At 66.3% G+C, this 14,040-nt stretch carries 15 protein-coding genes; 12 read left to right on the top strand and 3 right to left on the bottom strand.

The annotated features are described in order from the left end of the window. The first annotated feature begins 15 nt into the window (after positions 1 to 15). From ACSQ12_RS18940 to ACSQ12_RS18915, 6 genes are all read left to right on the top strand, one after another. Positions 16 to 1,140 carry a Gfo/Idh/MocA family protein gene (locus ACSQ12_RS18940; RefSeq protein ID WP_436066477.1) on the top strand — a complete coding sequence of 375 codons (1,125 nt, stop codon included), beginning with the start codon at positions 16 to 18 and terminating at the stop codon, positions 1,138 to 1,140. A gap of 9 nt (positions 1,141 to 1,149) precedes the next feature. Beyond that, positions 1,150 to 3,216 carry an FAD-dependent oxidoreductase gene (locus ACSQ12_RS18935; protein ID WP_436066476.1) on the top strand — a complete coding sequence of 689 codons (2,067 nt, stop codon included), beginning with the start codon at positions 1,150 to 1,152 and terminating at the stop codon, positions 3,214 to 3,216. Then, positions 3,213 to 4,082 carry a sugar phosphate isomerase/epimerase family protein gene (locus ACSQ12_RS18930; RefSeq protein ID WP_436066475.1) on the top strand — a complete coding sequence of 290 codons (870 nt, stop codon included), beginning with the start codon at positions 3,213 to 3,215 and terminating at the stop codon, positions 4,080 to 4,082. The genes ACSQ12_RS18935 and ACSQ12_RS18930 overlap by 4 nt, the downstream gene beginning before the upstream one ends. Then, positions 4,079 to 4,918 (top strand): aldo/keto reductase, encoded by an 840-nt coding sequence (locus tag ACSQ12_RS18925; protein WP_436066474.1) that lies wholly within the window; start codon positions 4,079 to 4,081, stop codon positions 4,916 to 4,918. The genes ACSQ12_RS18930 and ACSQ12_RS18925 overlap by 4 nt, the downstream gene beginning before the upstream one ends. A gap of 13 nt (positions 4,919 to 4,931) precedes the next feature. Continuing rightward, entirely contained in the window at positions 4,932 to 6,737 is a 1,806-nt protein-coding gene (locus ACSQ12_RS18920; protein ID WP_436066473.1) for an FAD-dependent oxidoreductase, read from the top strand. Positions 6,738 to 6,817: 80 nt separating this feature from the next. After that, positions 6,818 to 7,126 carry a hypothetical protein gene (locus ACSQ12_RS18915; RefSeq protein WP_436066472.1) on the top strand — a complete coding sequence of 103 codons (309 nt, stop codon included), beginning with the start codon at positions 6,818 to 6,820 and terminating at the stop codon, positions 7,124 to 7,126. A gap of 99 nt (positions 7,127 to 7,225) precedes the next feature. Here the strand turns inward: ACSQ12_RS18915 and ACSQ12_RS18910 are convergent, their stop codons facing one another. Next, positions 7,226 to 8,149, bottom strand: a complete 924-nt coding sequence (locus tag ACSQ12_RS18910) for a LysR family transcriptional regulator (RefSeq protein ID WP_209742294.1) — start codon at positions 8,147 to 8,149, stop codon at positions 7,226 to 7,228. 185 nt (positions 8,150 to 8,334) lie between these two features. Here ACSQ12_RS18910 and ACSQ12_RS18905 point away from each other — a divergent pair, with 185 nt between their 5' ends. Together ACSQ12_RS18905 and ACSQ12_RS18900 are read left to right on the top strand one after the other, a co-directional pair. Next, positions 8,335 to 8,775 carry a CBU_0592 family membrane protein gene (locus ACSQ12_RS18905; RefSeq protein WP_436066471.1) on the top strand — a complete coding sequence of 147 codons (441 nt, stop codon included), beginning with the start codon at positions 8,335 to 8,337 and terminating at the stop codon, positions 8,773 to 8,775. Between the two features lie 78 nt (positions 8,776 to 8,853). Then, the gene (locus ACSQ12_RS18900) at positions 8,854 to 9,627 is read left to right on the top strand and encodes a GOLPH3/VPS74 family protein (protein WP_436066470.1); all 774 of its coding nucleotides are present in this window, start codon (positions 8,854 to 8,856) and stop codon (positions 9,625 to 9,627) included. 50 nt (positions 9,628 to 9,677) lie between these two features. On the opposite strand, the gene ACSQ12_RS18895 is transcribed toward ACSQ12_RS18900, so the two are convergent. Both ACSQ12_RS18895 and ACSQ12_RS18890 read right to left on the bottom strand, forming a co-directional pair. Further along, entirely contained in the window at positions 9,678 to 10,415 is a 738-nt protein-coding gene (locus ACSQ12_RS18895) for a VOC family protein (protein ID WP_436066469.1), read from the bottom strand. 45 nt (positions 10,416 to 10,460) lie between these two features. Then, positions 10,461 to 11,000, bottom strand: coding sequence for a TspO/MBR family protein (locus ACSQ12_RS18890; protein WP_436066468.1), 540 nt, complete (start codon positions 10,998 to 11,000; stop codon positions 10,461 to 10,463). A gap of 154 nt (positions 11,001 to 11,154) precedes the next feature. Between ACSQ12_RS18890 and ACSQ12_RS18885 the strand changes: the two genes are divergently transcribed. The 4 genes from ACSQ12_RS18885 (at position 11,155) to ACSQ12_RS18870 (ending at position 14,038) form a co-directional block, all read left to right on the top strand. Then, complete coding sequence (locus tag ACSQ12_RS18885; RefSeq protein WP_436066467.1) at positions 11,155 to 11,451, top strand: hypothetical protein; 297 nt, start codon at positions 11,155 to 11,157, stop codon at positions 11,449 to 11,451. Between the two features lie 182 nt (positions 11,452 to 11,633). Further along, complete coding sequence (locus ACSQ12_RS18880; RefSeq protein WP_436066466.1) at positions 11,634 to 12,662, top strand: TerC family protein; 1,029 nt, start codon at positions 11,634 to 11,636, stop codon at positions 12,660 to 12,662. Beyond that, positions 12,659 to 12,994, top strand: a complete 336-nt coding sequence (locus ACSQ12_RS18875; RefSeq protein ID WP_436066465.1) for a helix-turn-helix transcriptional regulator — start codon at positions 12,659 to 12,661, stop codon at positions 12,992 to 12,994. Before ACSQ12_RS18880 ends, ACSQ12_RS18875 begins: the two co-directional genes overlap by 4 nt. 168 nt (positions 12,995 to 13,162) lie before the next feature. Beyond that, entirely contained in the window at positions 13,163 to 14,038 is an 876-nt protein-coding gene (locus ACSQ12_RS18870) for an aminoglycoside phosphotransferase family protein (protein ID WP_436066464.1), read from the top strand. Positions 14,039 to 14,040: the final 2 nt, after the last annotated feature.

Raw genomic sequence — 14,040 nt, 5'->3', positions numbered from 1 at the left:
GGATGGCACCTGCTGATGACCAACCCGTCACCTGTCACCGCCCGCCCCCTGCGCATCGGAATCGCAGGATGCGGGGCGATCTTCCGCAACCACCTGGAGGCGTTCCGCGCCCTGGACGACGTGGTCATCGTCGGCGTCTGCGACATCGACCTCCAGCGCGCCCACAACACAGCCGAAGCGTGGGAAATCCCCGCAGCGGTCAACACGGTCCAGGAACTCCTGGACCTTGGCCTGGACATCGTCTCGGTCTGCACCCCGCACCCCAGCCACGAGGATGTGGTGCTCCAGGCCGCCGCATCAGGAGTCCACGTTCTCTGCGAAAAGCCCATCGCCACTGAATTGGCGTCCGCAGAGCGCATGGTGCAGGCCTGCGATGACGCAGGCGTGAAGCTGGGTGTGCTCTTCCAGCGGCGGTTCTGGCCCGCCGCCCAGCGCATCCGCGCAGCGATCGACGACGGCATCCTGGGCCGGCCCATCATGGGCCAATGCTCGGTGATGCTACACCGCGAACCGGAGTACTACTCCCGCGACGCCTGGCGCGGGACCTGGGCCAGCGACGGCGGCGGGGTCCTGATGACCCAGGCCATCCACTACATCGACCTGCTGCAGTGGTTCATGGGAGACGTGGCCGAGGTCTACGGGAAAATCAACACCTACAAGCATGGCGGGCACATCGAAGTCGAAGACTCAGCGACCGCCGTCATCACGTTTACCTCCGGCGCCATGGCCACCCTCGAAGCGTCGACGGCGGTGTCCCCGAGCCTGGGCGTGCAGATCCGGATCACAGGGGAGACCGGCGCCTCCGCTTCACTGACCGAATTCCCGGAAGGCAGCGACGGACGCGTGGACCTGTGGGCTGTATCCGGTTCGATCAGCACCGAGCCGGCATACCCCGCGGGCATTGATCCGAACGTCAGCCTGGCCACGATCAACGGCCAGCTCATCCCGCACCACACTGCGCAGGTCCGCGACTTTGTCCGGAGCATCCGCGGCGGCGGGGAACCGGCCATCACCGGCCAGGACGCGACGAAGGCCTTGCGGATACTGCTGGCCGTCTACGAGTCGTCCCGGACGGGCAAACCAGTCCGCTTCGCCCCGCTGCCCGACAGCACACCACCCCTCGCGCAGATTGCGGGCTAAGGAAGAGCAATGGAAAAGAACACACGCTACGCAGCCCGGCCACTGACGCTGGGCCGCAACGGCCGCAAACCAAGAACACTTCGCAACCGGCTCGCCTCCGCACCGATGGAGCGCAACTATGGCACCACCGATGGGCACATCACCGAGCAGTACATTGACTACCTGGTGACCCGCGCGAAGGCGGGCCTCGGCATGGTCGCCACCGAGGCCACCTACATCCGCGCCGACGGCAAGGGCCGCACCCACCAGCTGGGCCTGCATACAGATGAGATGATCCCGGGCCTGCGCAAGCTCACGGACGCCCTGCACGCGGAAGGCGCGCTCGCCGCCGTCGAAATTAACCACGGCGGCCGGACCGCCCAGACTGCCCTCTCCGGGTACAAAAACGTCGCGCCCTCACCGGTGGCGTGCGAAGTAGCCGGCGGCGAAGTCCCCCGTGAACTCACCGTCGAGGAGTGCCATGAGCTGGTGGAGGCCTACGCCCAGGCCGCCCGCCGGGCGGTGAGCGCCGGTTTCGACGTGATCAACATCCACGGCGCCCACGGCTACCTGATCCACCAGTTCATGTCACCCATCTCCAACCACCGCACGGACGAGTTTGCCGCACCCGAACGTTTCATGAACCTGGTGATCGACGCTGTGCGGGCGGCGGTCCCGGACACTATCGTGGGCATGCGCGTCTCCGTTGTGGAGGGCCCTGCGGACGGCATCTCCGCCGAGCAGCAGGTGGCCATCATCGCCAAAGCCCATCTGGAGCACCTGGACTTCCTGGACATCTCTGCCGGCAGCTACGAAGCCGGCGAATGGATCGTGCAGTCAGGCGAGTGGAAGCCCGGCATCCTCGCCGGCTACGCCAGGGCCTACCGGCAGTTCGGGCTGCCGTTGGGCATGGCCGGCCGGCTGAACTCTCCGGCCATCATCGAGGAAGTGCTCCGCGAGGAAACCTGCGACTTCGTCAGCCTGGCCCGGGCCATCCACGCCGATCCCGCGTTCGTGGGCGGCGTCCTCCGCGGTGAGCGCTACCGCCCCTGCATTGCCTGCAACGTCTGCATCGACAACCTCGGACTGGGCCAGGTGACCTGCACCGTCAACCCTGCGGTGGGACGTTCCCGCGTTCCCGTTCCCACACCTGCCGTCCGCGAACGTTCCCACGTCGTAGTAGTGGGCGCCGGTCCCGCAGGCCTCACGGCCGCCCGGGAACTCGCCGAAGCAGGAGCACAGGTGACCGTTCTCGACGACGGCTCCCGTGCCGGCGGCCAGTTCGCCCTCGCGGAACGGATGAAGTCCACCCCGGACTTCCACCGCTTCACGGAGTGGTCGGCCGAGGAGAATGCGCGGCTTGGCGTCGACGTCCGGCTGGGTTCGCATGTGGACACCGACCACCTGGAGGGCCTTGTGCGCGACACTGCGGCAGACGCCGTCGTGCTGGCCACCGGCGGCCTCCGTCCCGGCGCCCGCTTTCGTGGCGGAGACTCCGCGAATGTCATGGATGTGCGCGCCTGGCTCGCAGCCCACCCCGAGGTGATTGACGCGGACGCGCCGCAGCCCGTCCTTCCGGGCGCCGTGACGATCTGGGGTGCGGATTCGGTTGCCATGAGCGTTGCGGACACGCTGGCTGACCGGGGGACTGCCGTTCTGCTCATCGGGCCGCAGGCGGCCCTCGCGCCCGAGTCCGGCCGCCGGGCAAAAATCCTGGCTGTGCCGCGGATTGAAGGCAATCCCCGGGTGCGAATCCGGCTCGAATCAACCATCGAAGAGTACGACGGCGGCCGGGTCCGGATCAGCGGCCCGGGCGTTGCCCCTGGCGGAGAGTGGCTTGACGCACCGGGACCACTCCTGGTTTCGCGTTCGGTCATTCCGCTGGACGGCACCGTCGCGGCGGACATCCGCGACGCTGAGCTGAGCCGCCGGGCCGGAGTGCCGGTGACCCTGGCAGGGACCGTAGTGGACCAGACGCCCGCCATCGCCTCCAACGCCGTCAAAAGCGGCTACGACGCAGCTCAGCGGATCGCCGCCCTCCTGACGGCAAGCGCCACCCCCAACAACGAACTGAGCCTGAACGGAGCACAGTCATGACCCGAAACGTACACAGGCCCGTCGGCCTGGCCCAGCTGTCCCTGGTCAACACCGCGCCGCCTGAACTGGTGGGAGTCGCAGCCCAGGCAGGCTTTGATTTCATCGGGGTCCGGGTGCGCCCGGTGACGCCAACGGAACGGCCCTACAATCTCCAGCCAGGATCAGCCATGCTGCGCGAAACCTTGTCCAGGATGCAGGACACCGGCGTCACTGTGCGGGATATCGAATTTCTGCTGCTGGACGGCAGCGACCAGCGGGAGGCCTGGCTGCCCATGATGGAAGCGGGCCAGGCCCTGGGAGCAACTTCCCTCACTGTCGCGGGAGCCGATTCGGACAGCGCACGGCTGGTCCACACCCTGGCCCGAATGACCGAGGACGGACGCGGCTTCGGAATCACCCCCACCCTTGAAGCGATCTCCTACCAGCCCGTCGCCTCGATCGCCCAGGCCGCGGACATCGCCCGCCAAGCCGGCTGCCGGATCGTTGTGGATACCCTGCACTTCCACCGCTACAACGGTCCGGGAGCTGCCGCCCAGTGGGAGGAGCTGCGCGCCAACGCAGACCTTGTGCCGCTCCTGCAGCTGTGCGACGGACCGGCAGCACGGCCGGGCAGCCGCGAGGCGCTCGTCGTAGAGTCGCGGTCTGAGCGGGCGGTCCCCGGCGAAGGCGAGTTCGGCCTCGTGGAGGCGGTTGCCGCATTGCCGGTCAGCCTTCCGGTCAGTGCGGAGGCGCCCTCGGACCGGCGCGTGGCTGAGCTCGGCGAGCTCGGCTGGGCACGCATGCTCAAATCAGGTGTGGACGCCGTGCTGGCCGACGCCGCAACCCGCCGGGAACCGGGAACGCTCCACGCGGCGGCCTCGAAATGAGTCCCACCACGGCAGAGGTTACGACGGCGGAACTTACGCCGGGTGTGCGCATTCCGCTCGTCGGCCTGGGAACCTGGCCCTTGACGGGTGAGGACGCCGCGGCTGCGGTGCACCAGGCCATCAGCAACGGCTACCGGCACATTGACACGGCCGAGAACTATGGCAACGAGGCGGCCGTGGGGGAGGGCTTCCGCCGCAGCGGCATCGACCGCAGCGACCTGTTCCTCACCAGCAAGTTCAACACCCAGTGGCACAGCCGCACCGGAGTGCGCGACGCCGTCGGCGCGGCAATGAAGCGGCTCGGCACCGACTACCTGGACCTGTTCCTGGTTCACTGGCCCAACCCTTCGCAAGGGAGGTTCGTTGAAGCCTGCGAAGGACTGCAGGAACTGGTCCATGACGGCTCGATCAGGGCCTGGGGTGTCTCGAACTTCAAACCCGCGCATCTACGGCTGGTCCGGGACGCAGGCCTTTCCGTGCCGTTGAACCAGGTCCAGGTGGATCCCGAGCACGGACGAACGGCGCAGCTGGCCTACCATCGCGAGCATGGAATAGTCACTGCCGCCTACAGCCCTCTGGGCCGCAACGGGAGCTTTCTGGAGCAGCTGGCTGTGCGCCGCCCAGCCAGGGAGCTCGGCACGACTCCGGCCCAGATCGTCCTCCGCTGGCATGTCCAGCACGGCCGGGTGGCTGTGCCGAAGTCCGCGGACAACCAACGCCAGCGGGAGAACCTGGACGTCTTCAGTTTCGCCCTGACCCGGCAGCAAATGGCTGCAATTGATGCACTCGAAACCGGTGCACCGCCGCGCCTGGACTCCGACACCTACTTCCACTGAGAAAGCACCGAAAATGACTACACCAGCAAATCCATCATCTGCCCTCCCGAGCCTGGACTGCGATGTCCTGGTGGTCGGCTCCGGCGCGGGCGGTCTGTCCGCCGCCGTGACGGCCGCCTACCACGGGCTGAAGGTAGTGGTTGTTGAAAAGGCCGACGTCTGTGGCGGTGCGACATCCTGGTCCGGGGGGTGGGCATGGACCCCCGGCAACCCGCTGGCCAAGGCCGACGGCGTCCAGGAGGACCGCGAACAGTTCCGCACCTACCTGCGCCACCGGCTCGGCCGGAACTATCAGGAAAACAGGGTAGAGGCATTCCTGGAGGCGGTCCCTCATATGGTGGGCTTTTTCCAGGACAAAACCAGCCTCCAGTTTGTGCCGGGAGCCAGGATCAAGGACATTTACGGCAGCACTCCTGGAGCGGGCACAGGGCACCGCTCAGTGGGACCGAAGCCAATGAACGCCCGCCGGATCAAGCCCGAACTGCGCGCCAAGATGCGCCACCAGCTCTATGAGACATCTTTTCTGGGCATGGGCATCATGGCAGGTCCGGACCTGACAAAGTTCCTTTCCGCCTCCCAGGGCAACATCCGGGGCATTTTCCACGCCGGCTGGCGGGTAGCCTTCCACCTCCTGGACCTCCTCACGCATCGCCGCAACATGCAGCTGGTCAACGGGACCGCGCTCACCGGCCGGCTGCTGAAGTCCGCCGATGACCTGGGCGTGGAGATCCGCGTTTCCACCCCGGCCAGGCACCTGCTGACCGACGGGGCAGGCAAGGTGACGGGCGCCGTCGTAAGTTCCCCGGACGGAGACCTGCAGATCAACGCCTCCCGTGGGGTTGTCCTGGCCGCCGGCGGGTTCCCCCACGACGTAGCCCGCCGCAAGGAGCTTTTCCCCAGGACCCCCACCGGCCGGGAGCACTGGACACTCGCGCCGAAGGAAACCACCGGCGACGGTATCACCATGGCCCAGGCGGTGGGCGCCCGCTTCGAGACCGATGTGGAGTCCCCGGCCGCCTGGTGCCCTGTCTCCCTGGTCCCGTACCGCAGCGGACGCACCGGAACGTTCCCCCACATCATGGACCGGGCAAAGCCGGGCAGCATCGGCGTCCGCCGGGACGGCAAAAGGTTTGTCAATGAGGCCAACGGCTACTACGACTACATCGAAGGCCTGATCAACGCCACCCCGGAGGGTGAACCGGTGGAAGCCTGGCAGATTGCCGACGCCGCGTTCGTGCGCAAGTTCCCCTTGGGTATGGCCAAGCCGCTGCCGGTGCCGCTGTTCCCCTACCTGCGGTCCGGCTACCTCAAAAAGGGCAACACCCTCGAGGAACTGGCGGCAGCCTGCGGCATCGATCCGCAAGGGCTTGCTGCGACCGTCGCGGAATTCAATGACAACGCCCGCAAGGGCGTTGACCCCCACTTCGACCGCGGCGCCAGCGAATTCAACCGCTACGGCGGGGACCCCAAGAACACCCCGAACCCCTCACTGCGTGCCCTGGAAAAAGGGCCCTTCTATGCCGTCAGGATTGTTCCCGGATCCTTCGGTACCTTCGCCGGGCTCACTGCCGATTCGCGGGCACGGGTACTGGACAACCATGGCAAGCCCATTGGTGGCCTGTACGTCGCGGGCAATGACCAGGCCTCCGTTATGGGCGGGCACTACCCCGCCGGCGGGATCAATCTGGGTCCGGCACTGACCTTCGGTTACATTGCCGGCCGCGACCTCGCCAAGGCCACACACTACGAGGACGACGGAGTTGCAGCACCCGAAGCAACCACAGGACAAGAGGGCAACCTCGCCTACCGCCGCGCCTGAAAAGCGCGAGCGGTTCGGCCCTACCGGGATGACGCTCGAAGGCCTATCTTTGAGCTGCCACAGCCCGAGCGAAAGGAACGATGATGTTCACCTTGCAGATCAGCTATCCAGTCCGGGACTACGAGGCTTTCAAGAAAGTCTTCGACAGCGATCCTGCAGGGCGGGCGGCCTCGGGCGCCAGATCTGTCCGCCTGTTCCGGGATACGGAGGACCGGAACAACGTGGCCGTGCTCCTTGACTTCGACACCAAGGACTCTGCGAACGCCTTTCTGGAAAAACTCCGCAGCGACGTGTGGGACAAGCCGGAGGTGATCGGGCAGCTGATGACGGCAGCCCCCTCAGCCAGGATTCTGGAGGAGACGGCCCGCGAGGGCCAGGGCGCAGGCTGACCGCTGCCCCGCACGGCGGCCTTGTGTGCAGCAACGCCAAACGTAAGCGGACGACGGCGGGACCTCCCGCCGTCGTCCGGCCCCTTCTGGTGCGGCCGGTCAGGATGTGGACCGGGTATCGAACGCTGCCGCCGATTCCCGCAGGAGGCGCGCGACTGTGTCCACGGGCATGTTGGCTGACCGCCGCCGGTCGAACCGTCGCAGGACGATGCGTCGCGTGCCCAATCCGGGGACGTCCAGGACATCCACCCCGTCATGGCGGACGCCGCTCAACGCCAGGGTGGGTGCGATCGCAATACCCTCGCCCGCAGCCACGAGTGCGAGGGCTGTCAGCGTGTCCTGGTACTGATGGACCGTCTCCATCCGGGCACCCGTTGACTGGCGAAGGCGACCGAGCACCGCCGCGTTGGCGGCGGACGGTTCGACGCCGAGCCACGGAAAGGGCAGCCCGGCAAGATCAACGTTCTCGGTGGTGAGCAGGGCACCCGAGGGAACCACCAGCTTCCATGGTTCGTCAAGGAGGGGCTCTTCGATCATTCCGGCGGAAAGTGAACGTTGCTCGGCGGTCGTCGAGTCGAGCTCAACCACGACGGCGTCGAGCTGGCGCTGACGCAGCAGCCGCATCAAGGCGGGGAAGTCGTCCTCAACGATCCTGATCGCTAATTGCGGGTACTGGGTGCGCCACTCGGGCAGGCGCGGGATCACCACCGTCCGAACAAAGCTGGTGAATCCGCCCACGCGCACGACTCCTGCGACCTTGGCCCCGCCTTCGATTCGGGCGCGGGCAACACTGAGTGCGCGTTCAATCTCTTCGCCTGCTTCGGCAACTGCCAGGCCGGCGGGCGTCAAAACTGAGCCCTTGGGTGTGCGCACCACCAAGGCGTGGCCCGTCTCGTCCTCCAATTTGGTGAGCTGCTGTGAGACTGCCGAGGGCGTAAGTCCCAGCTCGTCCGCGGCTGCCAGCACGCCGCCCGTACGAGCAATTGCAAGAAGAACGCGCAACCGGCGCGGATCGATGTCCATGTTAAGTAGTTCTAAACCAGGTCTTCAGTGGAATGCAATTGCTCTAAAGGTGGGCCGTCCTCATAATTGCTGTTGAAATGACAGGCCCGCGGGGGATATCCGGGCCGGACTTCCAAGCACACGCATAGCCCGCCGTCTTCATTCCGCCAGCGGATGGCAGCCGGGCATCACCTCGAAAGGACATCATGGAACTGCTGTGGGAAATCGCAGGTTGGTCGGGGGCAGTTCTGATCCTGTCGGCGTACCTGTCTGTCTCCATGGGTTGGTTGAAGGCCGGCAAGCGCTTCCAGGTGGCTAACCTCATCGGTGCATGCGCCTTCATCGTCAACGGTGCGGTCCACGAAGCGTGGCCCTCCGTGGTCACGAACATTGCCTGGTGCCTTATTTCCGCCATCGCGATTCTTCGCATGCGTGCCACGGACGATTCTCCGGTGGCCGCGGTTGAGGCCCCGCAGGTGCAATTTCCAGGCGTCCCCGACACGACCGGACAAATCGCTGTTGTCGAGGCAATCACGTCTGCGGTTCATGGCGACGTCGCCGGACGTGCGGCTGACTGCCACGCCAGCCTGCGTGACGGGTGGACAGCGGACTCCGCGCACCTGAGCAGCGCCGCCGGGGCTCGCTGACGGCGTTCCCGCTGACGTTGACGTCGCCGCTTGTAGTTCGTCATTGTGGTGCCAGCGCAACAGGGCCACCATGAGGCTATGGACGCTCAATCAGCTCAAGCGGTGGAACTGAGCCTTCCCCAGGCTTTCCTTCTCTTGGCTACGAACGACAACAACGGCAAACCTGAAGTGCCGGTGTTCGCACTCAGGACCACTGTGGCAGGGGCAATATTGGCCGAGCTGGCGCTGCTCGGTGCGATCGAGCTGCAGGGAAAGCACGTCAGGGCCACCGGGACCGTCCCTCAAACGGACTTCCAGTACGAGTTGGAACTGATCCGCGGCAAATCCCGGCCCCACACTCCGAAGGGGTGGGTCGCCATATTGGAGGGCCGCGCCGAAGTGCGGCGTGTCTATGAGGGCATGGCGGCACAGGGCATCGTGGAACATGTCGGCGAAAAGCACTTGGGCCGGTTCCGGGCCGTGCGGTACCGCGAGAAGGACCACGCTGCGGAGGCGGCGCTCCTGAAAAAGATCGAAGCGGCACTCAGCGGTGCGGCGTCCGATCTCGAGGCCCCTGAGGCCGGGGCTACTGATGCTGCGGTGCCTGATGCCACGGCGGCCGATGCCGCTACTTCCGGTTCCACGACGCCTGATGTTGCGAAGCCTGCCGCCAAGCCTGAGCCTAAGGGGCCGGATGTCAGGACCACAGTGCTGATCGCCCTGCTTCAGGCGGCCGGACTGCTCGGCAAGCTCTTCCCGGCAGCAGACCTCACCCGGGCAAACGAGCTGGCCAGGGACTATTGGCCCACCCGCGCTGTGGAGGACGAACTCCGATTGATCCGATTGGCGGAGGAAGAAGCCGCCACGTTGTGAGGCTGGCTGCGGACGACGGCGGGAAGCGCCGCCAGCCGAGCCGCCTCGCGTCACCGCGGGGCGAGGACGCAGAACTCGTTGCCCTCCGAGTCGGCGAGGCACACCCATGGCACGTCGCCCTGGCCGACGTCGGCGTCAGTGGCGCCCAGAGCCCGCAGCCGGGCCACCTCTGCTGCCTGATCATCGCCGGGGTACGGCATCAGGTCGAGATGGACGCGGCCGCAGACGGTCTTCAAAACGGGAGTCCTAAGGAACTCGAGATACGGCCCCACACCCTTGGCCGAACGCAGCCTGGCATGATCGTCAGTCACCTCGTGCAGCGTCCAGTCCATCGCCTCGCTCCAGAACCTGGCCATGGCCCGCGGGTCCGCACAGTTGACCACCACCGCGGCAATAGGCCCGGTGTCCCGGTAGATCGACCGTGGCTCCAGCACCCGGAACAGATTGCCCTCCGGGTCGGCCAATGCCGTCCACGGCACATCACCCTGGCCCACGTCGGCGGGCGTCGCTCCAAGCTCCTTCAGCCGCGCGACCAGCTCCGTCTGGTGGGCCGCGGAGGTGGTGGCGAGATCGAGGTGCGCCCTGTAGTTGATCGTGTCGGGGTCGGGGACGGTGACCACATCCACGCAGACGGCGACGGGGTCCGGCCAGACGAAGCCCACGGGTTCAACGTTGGTCACTCCGGGCCCTTCGCTGGAAACACCCCAGCCGAGCGCCTCCGCCCAAAACCGGCCGAGCGCTGCGTCATCCCGGGCCTTGAAATTCACCTGAACGAGTTGCAGTGCCATACCGCCAGACCCTACAACAGCCAACGTCCGAAACGGGAGGCGGCCTTAGTTGTTCAGGGCGGCGTACAGGTTCAGGCTCCCCGAGAACACCAGCCACGAAACGTAGGGCAGCATCAGTACCCCCGCCGTTGTACTGATCGGCCCGAAGTGCAGCACCGCGAGGGTCGCAATCACGGCGTGGGCTGCGATCACCAGCAGGGCCAGCCACAGGGCGGTGGTGCCCATCATCGGATACATGCCGAAGAACATGAGGGGCCACGACAAGTTCAGCAGCATCAGGCCGCCATAGACCTTGAGCGCATCCCGGCGTGGGAAGCGCTGTTGCCGCCACACCAGCCACGCCGCCACCGCCATGGCCGCGTACAGCACCAGCCAGGCGGAGCCGAACATCCACCCCGGCGGGGTCCACGGCGCCTTGTCCGCGGCCGCATACCAGGCACTGTTCATCCTGATCGGCAGGGAGCCCAGCAGGGACACCGCCCAGGACGCCGCCAGGAAACCGAGGAGGGCCGCAATCTGCCGCTTCCGCGGCCGTGTGCCGGGGGCGGGAGTGCCCGGGGCGCTTTGTTCAACGTTCAAGAGCACTGACTTACTGTGAACAACAGCGGGCCTTCCCGTCAAACCACGACGGCGGGACCGCCCGCCGTCGTCCCCCCGCCGTCGTACTTCGCTGGCCTTTCACAGCCTGCCCATAGGCAAACGGTGCCTCGTTCCCATGCGCGCAGACCACGATGAGGGTATGAGTGCATGGAGAAGGAGAACAGTTCCCGGGCTGGCTGCCGTCGCGGCGTTTTTACTGGTCGCAGCCGGCGTGGCCGGCATCGATGAAATGGCCAACGCAAAAATACCCGGCGTGGCCTCCGAAACCGTCCAGGCAACCGCCTTGAACACCGAACCGGGGCTTGAGCATCTCCTTCTGGCCGGCCTGAATCAGGGGACCCTTCCCGGTGGTTTCCCGAATGACGACGTGCGGGACGACAAGTACGACGACGACTATCTGGAAACCCTCCACGTCCAGCCGCGTCCCCCGGCCTGAGAAGCACCAGCTCACCCATTGCCGCGACAGGTGAAATATGTTTCACTATTTCGTACGGAGGGGAGTATCCCCTGAATGTTCCGTCGTCAGTCCGGCCGTCCCTGAACGGCCCGGCGGGACAGGTCCCAGAGGACCGGGAAAGACCTCCAGTTGGTTGAACTGACTGGAAGCGGGTTTGTCTCATGAACGTTCCCCTATGGGCCTGGTTGGCCGTCCTTGGCTTTATTGTCCTCATGCTGGCCGTGGACCTTTTCGCGCACCGTAAGGCGCATGTGATCGGCGTCCGGGAAGCGGCCGTGTGGTCTGCTGTCTGGGTTGCCTTCGGAGTTGGTTTCGGTGCCCTGGTGTGGCGGATCTACGGGGCCGAACTCGGCCAGCAGTACTTCGCCGGCTACTTGATTGAGAAGTCCCTCGCCGTGGACAACGTGTTCATCTGGGCCATCATCTTCACGTACTTCGCGGTGCCCCGGGAGTACCAGCACCGCGTCCTGTTCTTCGGAGTGCTGGGCGCCCTGGTGTTCCGGGGCATCTTCATCGCGGCCGGCTCCGCGATCATCGCCAGCGCCGGATGGGTGCTGTACATCTTCGCGGCCTTCCTGCTCTACACCGGCGTCCAGATGATCCGCCACCGCAACGAACACCTGGACCCGGAGAAATCCAAAGCACTGGCGCTCTTCCGTCGGCGGGTGCCCATGACCGGGAACTTCCACGGCCAGCGCTTCATGGTCCGCAAGAACGGTGCCCTCCTCGCCACCCCGTTGCTGGCCGTCCTGGTCCTGGTGGAGGTCACGGACATCATCTTCGCAGTGGACTCCATCCCGGCGATCTTCGCCGTCACCGACGAAGTATTCCTCGTCTTCACCGCCAACGCCTTCGCCATCCTGGGACTCCGGGCCATGTACTTCCTCCTGGCCGACCTGATCCACCGGTTCATTTACCTCAAGATCGGCCTCGCACTGGTCCTGATCTGGGTAGGCATCAAGATGCTCCTCAAGATCGACATCTACTACATCCCCACCCCGGTGTCCCTGGCGGTCATCGCCACGATCCTCGGCGTATCCATCGGGGCAAGCCTCTGGGCCACCCGTGGGCAGGGACGCCACGCGCTCCCCGCGCCGGCGAACCCGCCCTTCGGAACCGCCTCGGACGAGGAGATTGAAGCACTGGAACCCCTGTGGCGTCGTCCCGGCAAGAAACCGGTCCGGACGTGAATCCGGAGGAAGTATCCCTACCCGGCCCGCCCGCCTCCGGGCGGGCCGGGTGGACCTTCCTCACCAACCACGGGCACGTGCTGCTGGCGGTGGCGTCGGACCCCGAAATCCGCGTGGCGGACATCGCCGGCCGGGTGGGCATCACGACGCGGGCAGCCCTCCAGATCCTCAAGGACCTCGAAAGCGGCGGATACCTGCGCCGCACCCGGGTGGGACGCCGCACCTTCTACACCATTGAGCCGCACCAGCATTTCCGGCATCCCACCGAGGCAGCCCGCGAAATCGACGGGCTGATCCGGCTGTTCTCCGATCCGGCACCGCAAGAACGCTGACCGTTATCAAACGCAAGCGGACGACGGCGGGACGTCCCGCCGTCGTCCGCTTGGCATGGCCGCCCCAAGGCGGACCGCACCGTCCGTACCTGACAATGGAAAGGACCGGACGCCTCGCCGGAAAATGTAAATGCAGGAACACGGAAGGGGGAAACCTGAATGGCGGGAATGCCACCAGCCACGCTGGGAGTGAGTGACGCCGTCGTCCAGCGCCTGGTCCGGGACCAGCGGCCCGACCTCGGCGACCGTCCGTTGGCGCGGGTGGCGAATGGCTGGGACAACGCGACGTTCCGGCTCGGCGACGACCTGGCCGTCCGGCTGCCGCGCCGGGAGGAGGCCGTTCCGCTGATACTGCATGAGCAGCGCTACCTTCCCGAGATAGCCCGCCGCTCCCCGGTAGCGGTTCCTGTTCCCATCCATGCCGGCCGGCCGACGTCGGACTTTCCGTGGCCGTGGAGCATCGTGCGGTGGGTCCCCGGAGCCGCCGCTGCCGACGCCGGCCTTGCAGACCGCGGGCGCGCCGCCGAGGGCCTGGCCGATTTCCTCCTGTCCCTCCACGTGCCGGCCGACACCGGCGTCCCGGTGAATCCTTTCCGCGGCGTCCCGCTGACGGACCGTGACTCTGCGGTGGTGGAACGGCTCGCGGACCGCGGACGCTACCCGCAGGCGGCAGCACTGAGGGATGTGTGGGCAATGGCCTGTGCCGCTGAAGCCTGGGATGGCCCGGCGATGATGCTCCACGGGGACCTCCACCCGGGCAATATCCTGCTGGCGGACGACGGCTCGCTGGCCGGCGTCATCGATTTCGGCGACGTCGGGGCAGGAGACCCGGCTGTCGATCTCGCCGTGGGATGGCTGATGTTCGACGGCGGCGCCCGCCAACGCTTCATGGACGCCTTTGGCCCCGCAGCGGACAGCGACACCTGGCTTAGGGCCCGCGGCTGGGCTCTCATCCTTTCCACCGCCATGTTGAGCAACTCGGACGACAATCCGCGGATGTTCGCCGTCGGAGAGTTCGGGATCAGGCAGATTCTGGAAGGCTGACT

This window comes from Arthrobacter sp. LjRoot14, assembly GCF_964253905.1.
Lineage (GTDB): Bacteria > Actinomycetota > Actinomycetes > Actinomycetales > Micrococcaceae > Arthrobacter.
The sequence above is the reverse complement of the archived record's forward strand: the minus strand, read 5'-3'. Positions and strand labels throughout refer to the sequence as shown.

Bases quoted from the DNA above. Each gene is read 5' to 3' on its own strand.
- ACSQ12_RS18940 (WP_436066477.1), top strand. From the start codon at position 16: ATGACCAACCCGTCACCTGTCACCGCCCGCCCCCTGCGCATCGGAATC.
- ACSQ12_RS18935 (WP_436066476.1), top strand. From the start codon at position 1,150: ATGGAAAAGAACACACGCTACGCAGCCCGGCCACTGACGCTGGGCCGC.
- ACSQ12_RS18930 (WP_436066475.1), top strand. From the start codon at position 3,213: ATGACCCGAAACGTACACAGGCCCGTCGGCCTGGCCCAGCTGTCCCTG.
- ACSQ12_RS18925 (WP_436066474.1), top strand. From the start codon at position 4,079: ATGAGTCCCACCACGGCAGAGGTTACGACGGCGGAACTTACGCCGGGT.
- ACSQ12_RS18920 (WP_436066473.1), top strand. From the start codon at position 4,932: ATGACTACACCAGCAAATCCATCATCTGCCCTCCCGAGCCTGGACTGC.
- ACSQ12_RS18915 (WP_436066472.1), top strand. From the start codon at position 6,818: ATGATGTTCACCTTGCAGATCAGCTATCCAGTCCGGGACTACGAGGCT.
- ACSQ12_RS18910 (WP_209742294.1), bottom strand. From the start codon at position 8,149: ATGGACATCGATCCGCGCCGGTTGCGCGTTCTTCTTGCAATTGCTCGT.
- ACSQ12_RS18905 (WP_436066471.1), top strand. From the start codon at position 8,335: ATGGAACTGCTGTGGGAAATCGCAGGTTGGTCGGGGGCAGTTCTGATC.
- ACSQ12_RS18900 (WP_436066470.1), top strand. From the start codon at position 8,854: ATGGACGCTCAATCAGCTCAAGCGGTGGAACTGAGCCTTCCCCAGGCT.
- ACSQ12_RS18895 (WP_436066469.1), bottom strand. From the start codon at position 10,415: ATGGCACTGCAACTCGTTCAGGTGAATTTCAAGGCCCGGGATGACGCA.
- ACSQ12_RS18885 (WP_436066467.1), top strand. From the start codon at position 11,155: ATGAGTGCATGGAGAAGGAGAACAGTTCCCGGGCTGGCTGCCGTCGCG.
- ACSQ12_RS18880 (WP_436066466.1), top strand. From the start codon at position 11,634: ATGAACGTTCCCCTATGGGCCTGGTTGGCCGTCCTTGGCTTTATTGTC.
- ACSQ12_RS18870 (WP_436066464.1), top strand. From the start codon at position 13,163: ATGCCACCAGCCACGCTGGGAGTGAGTGACGCCGTCGTCCAGCGCCTG.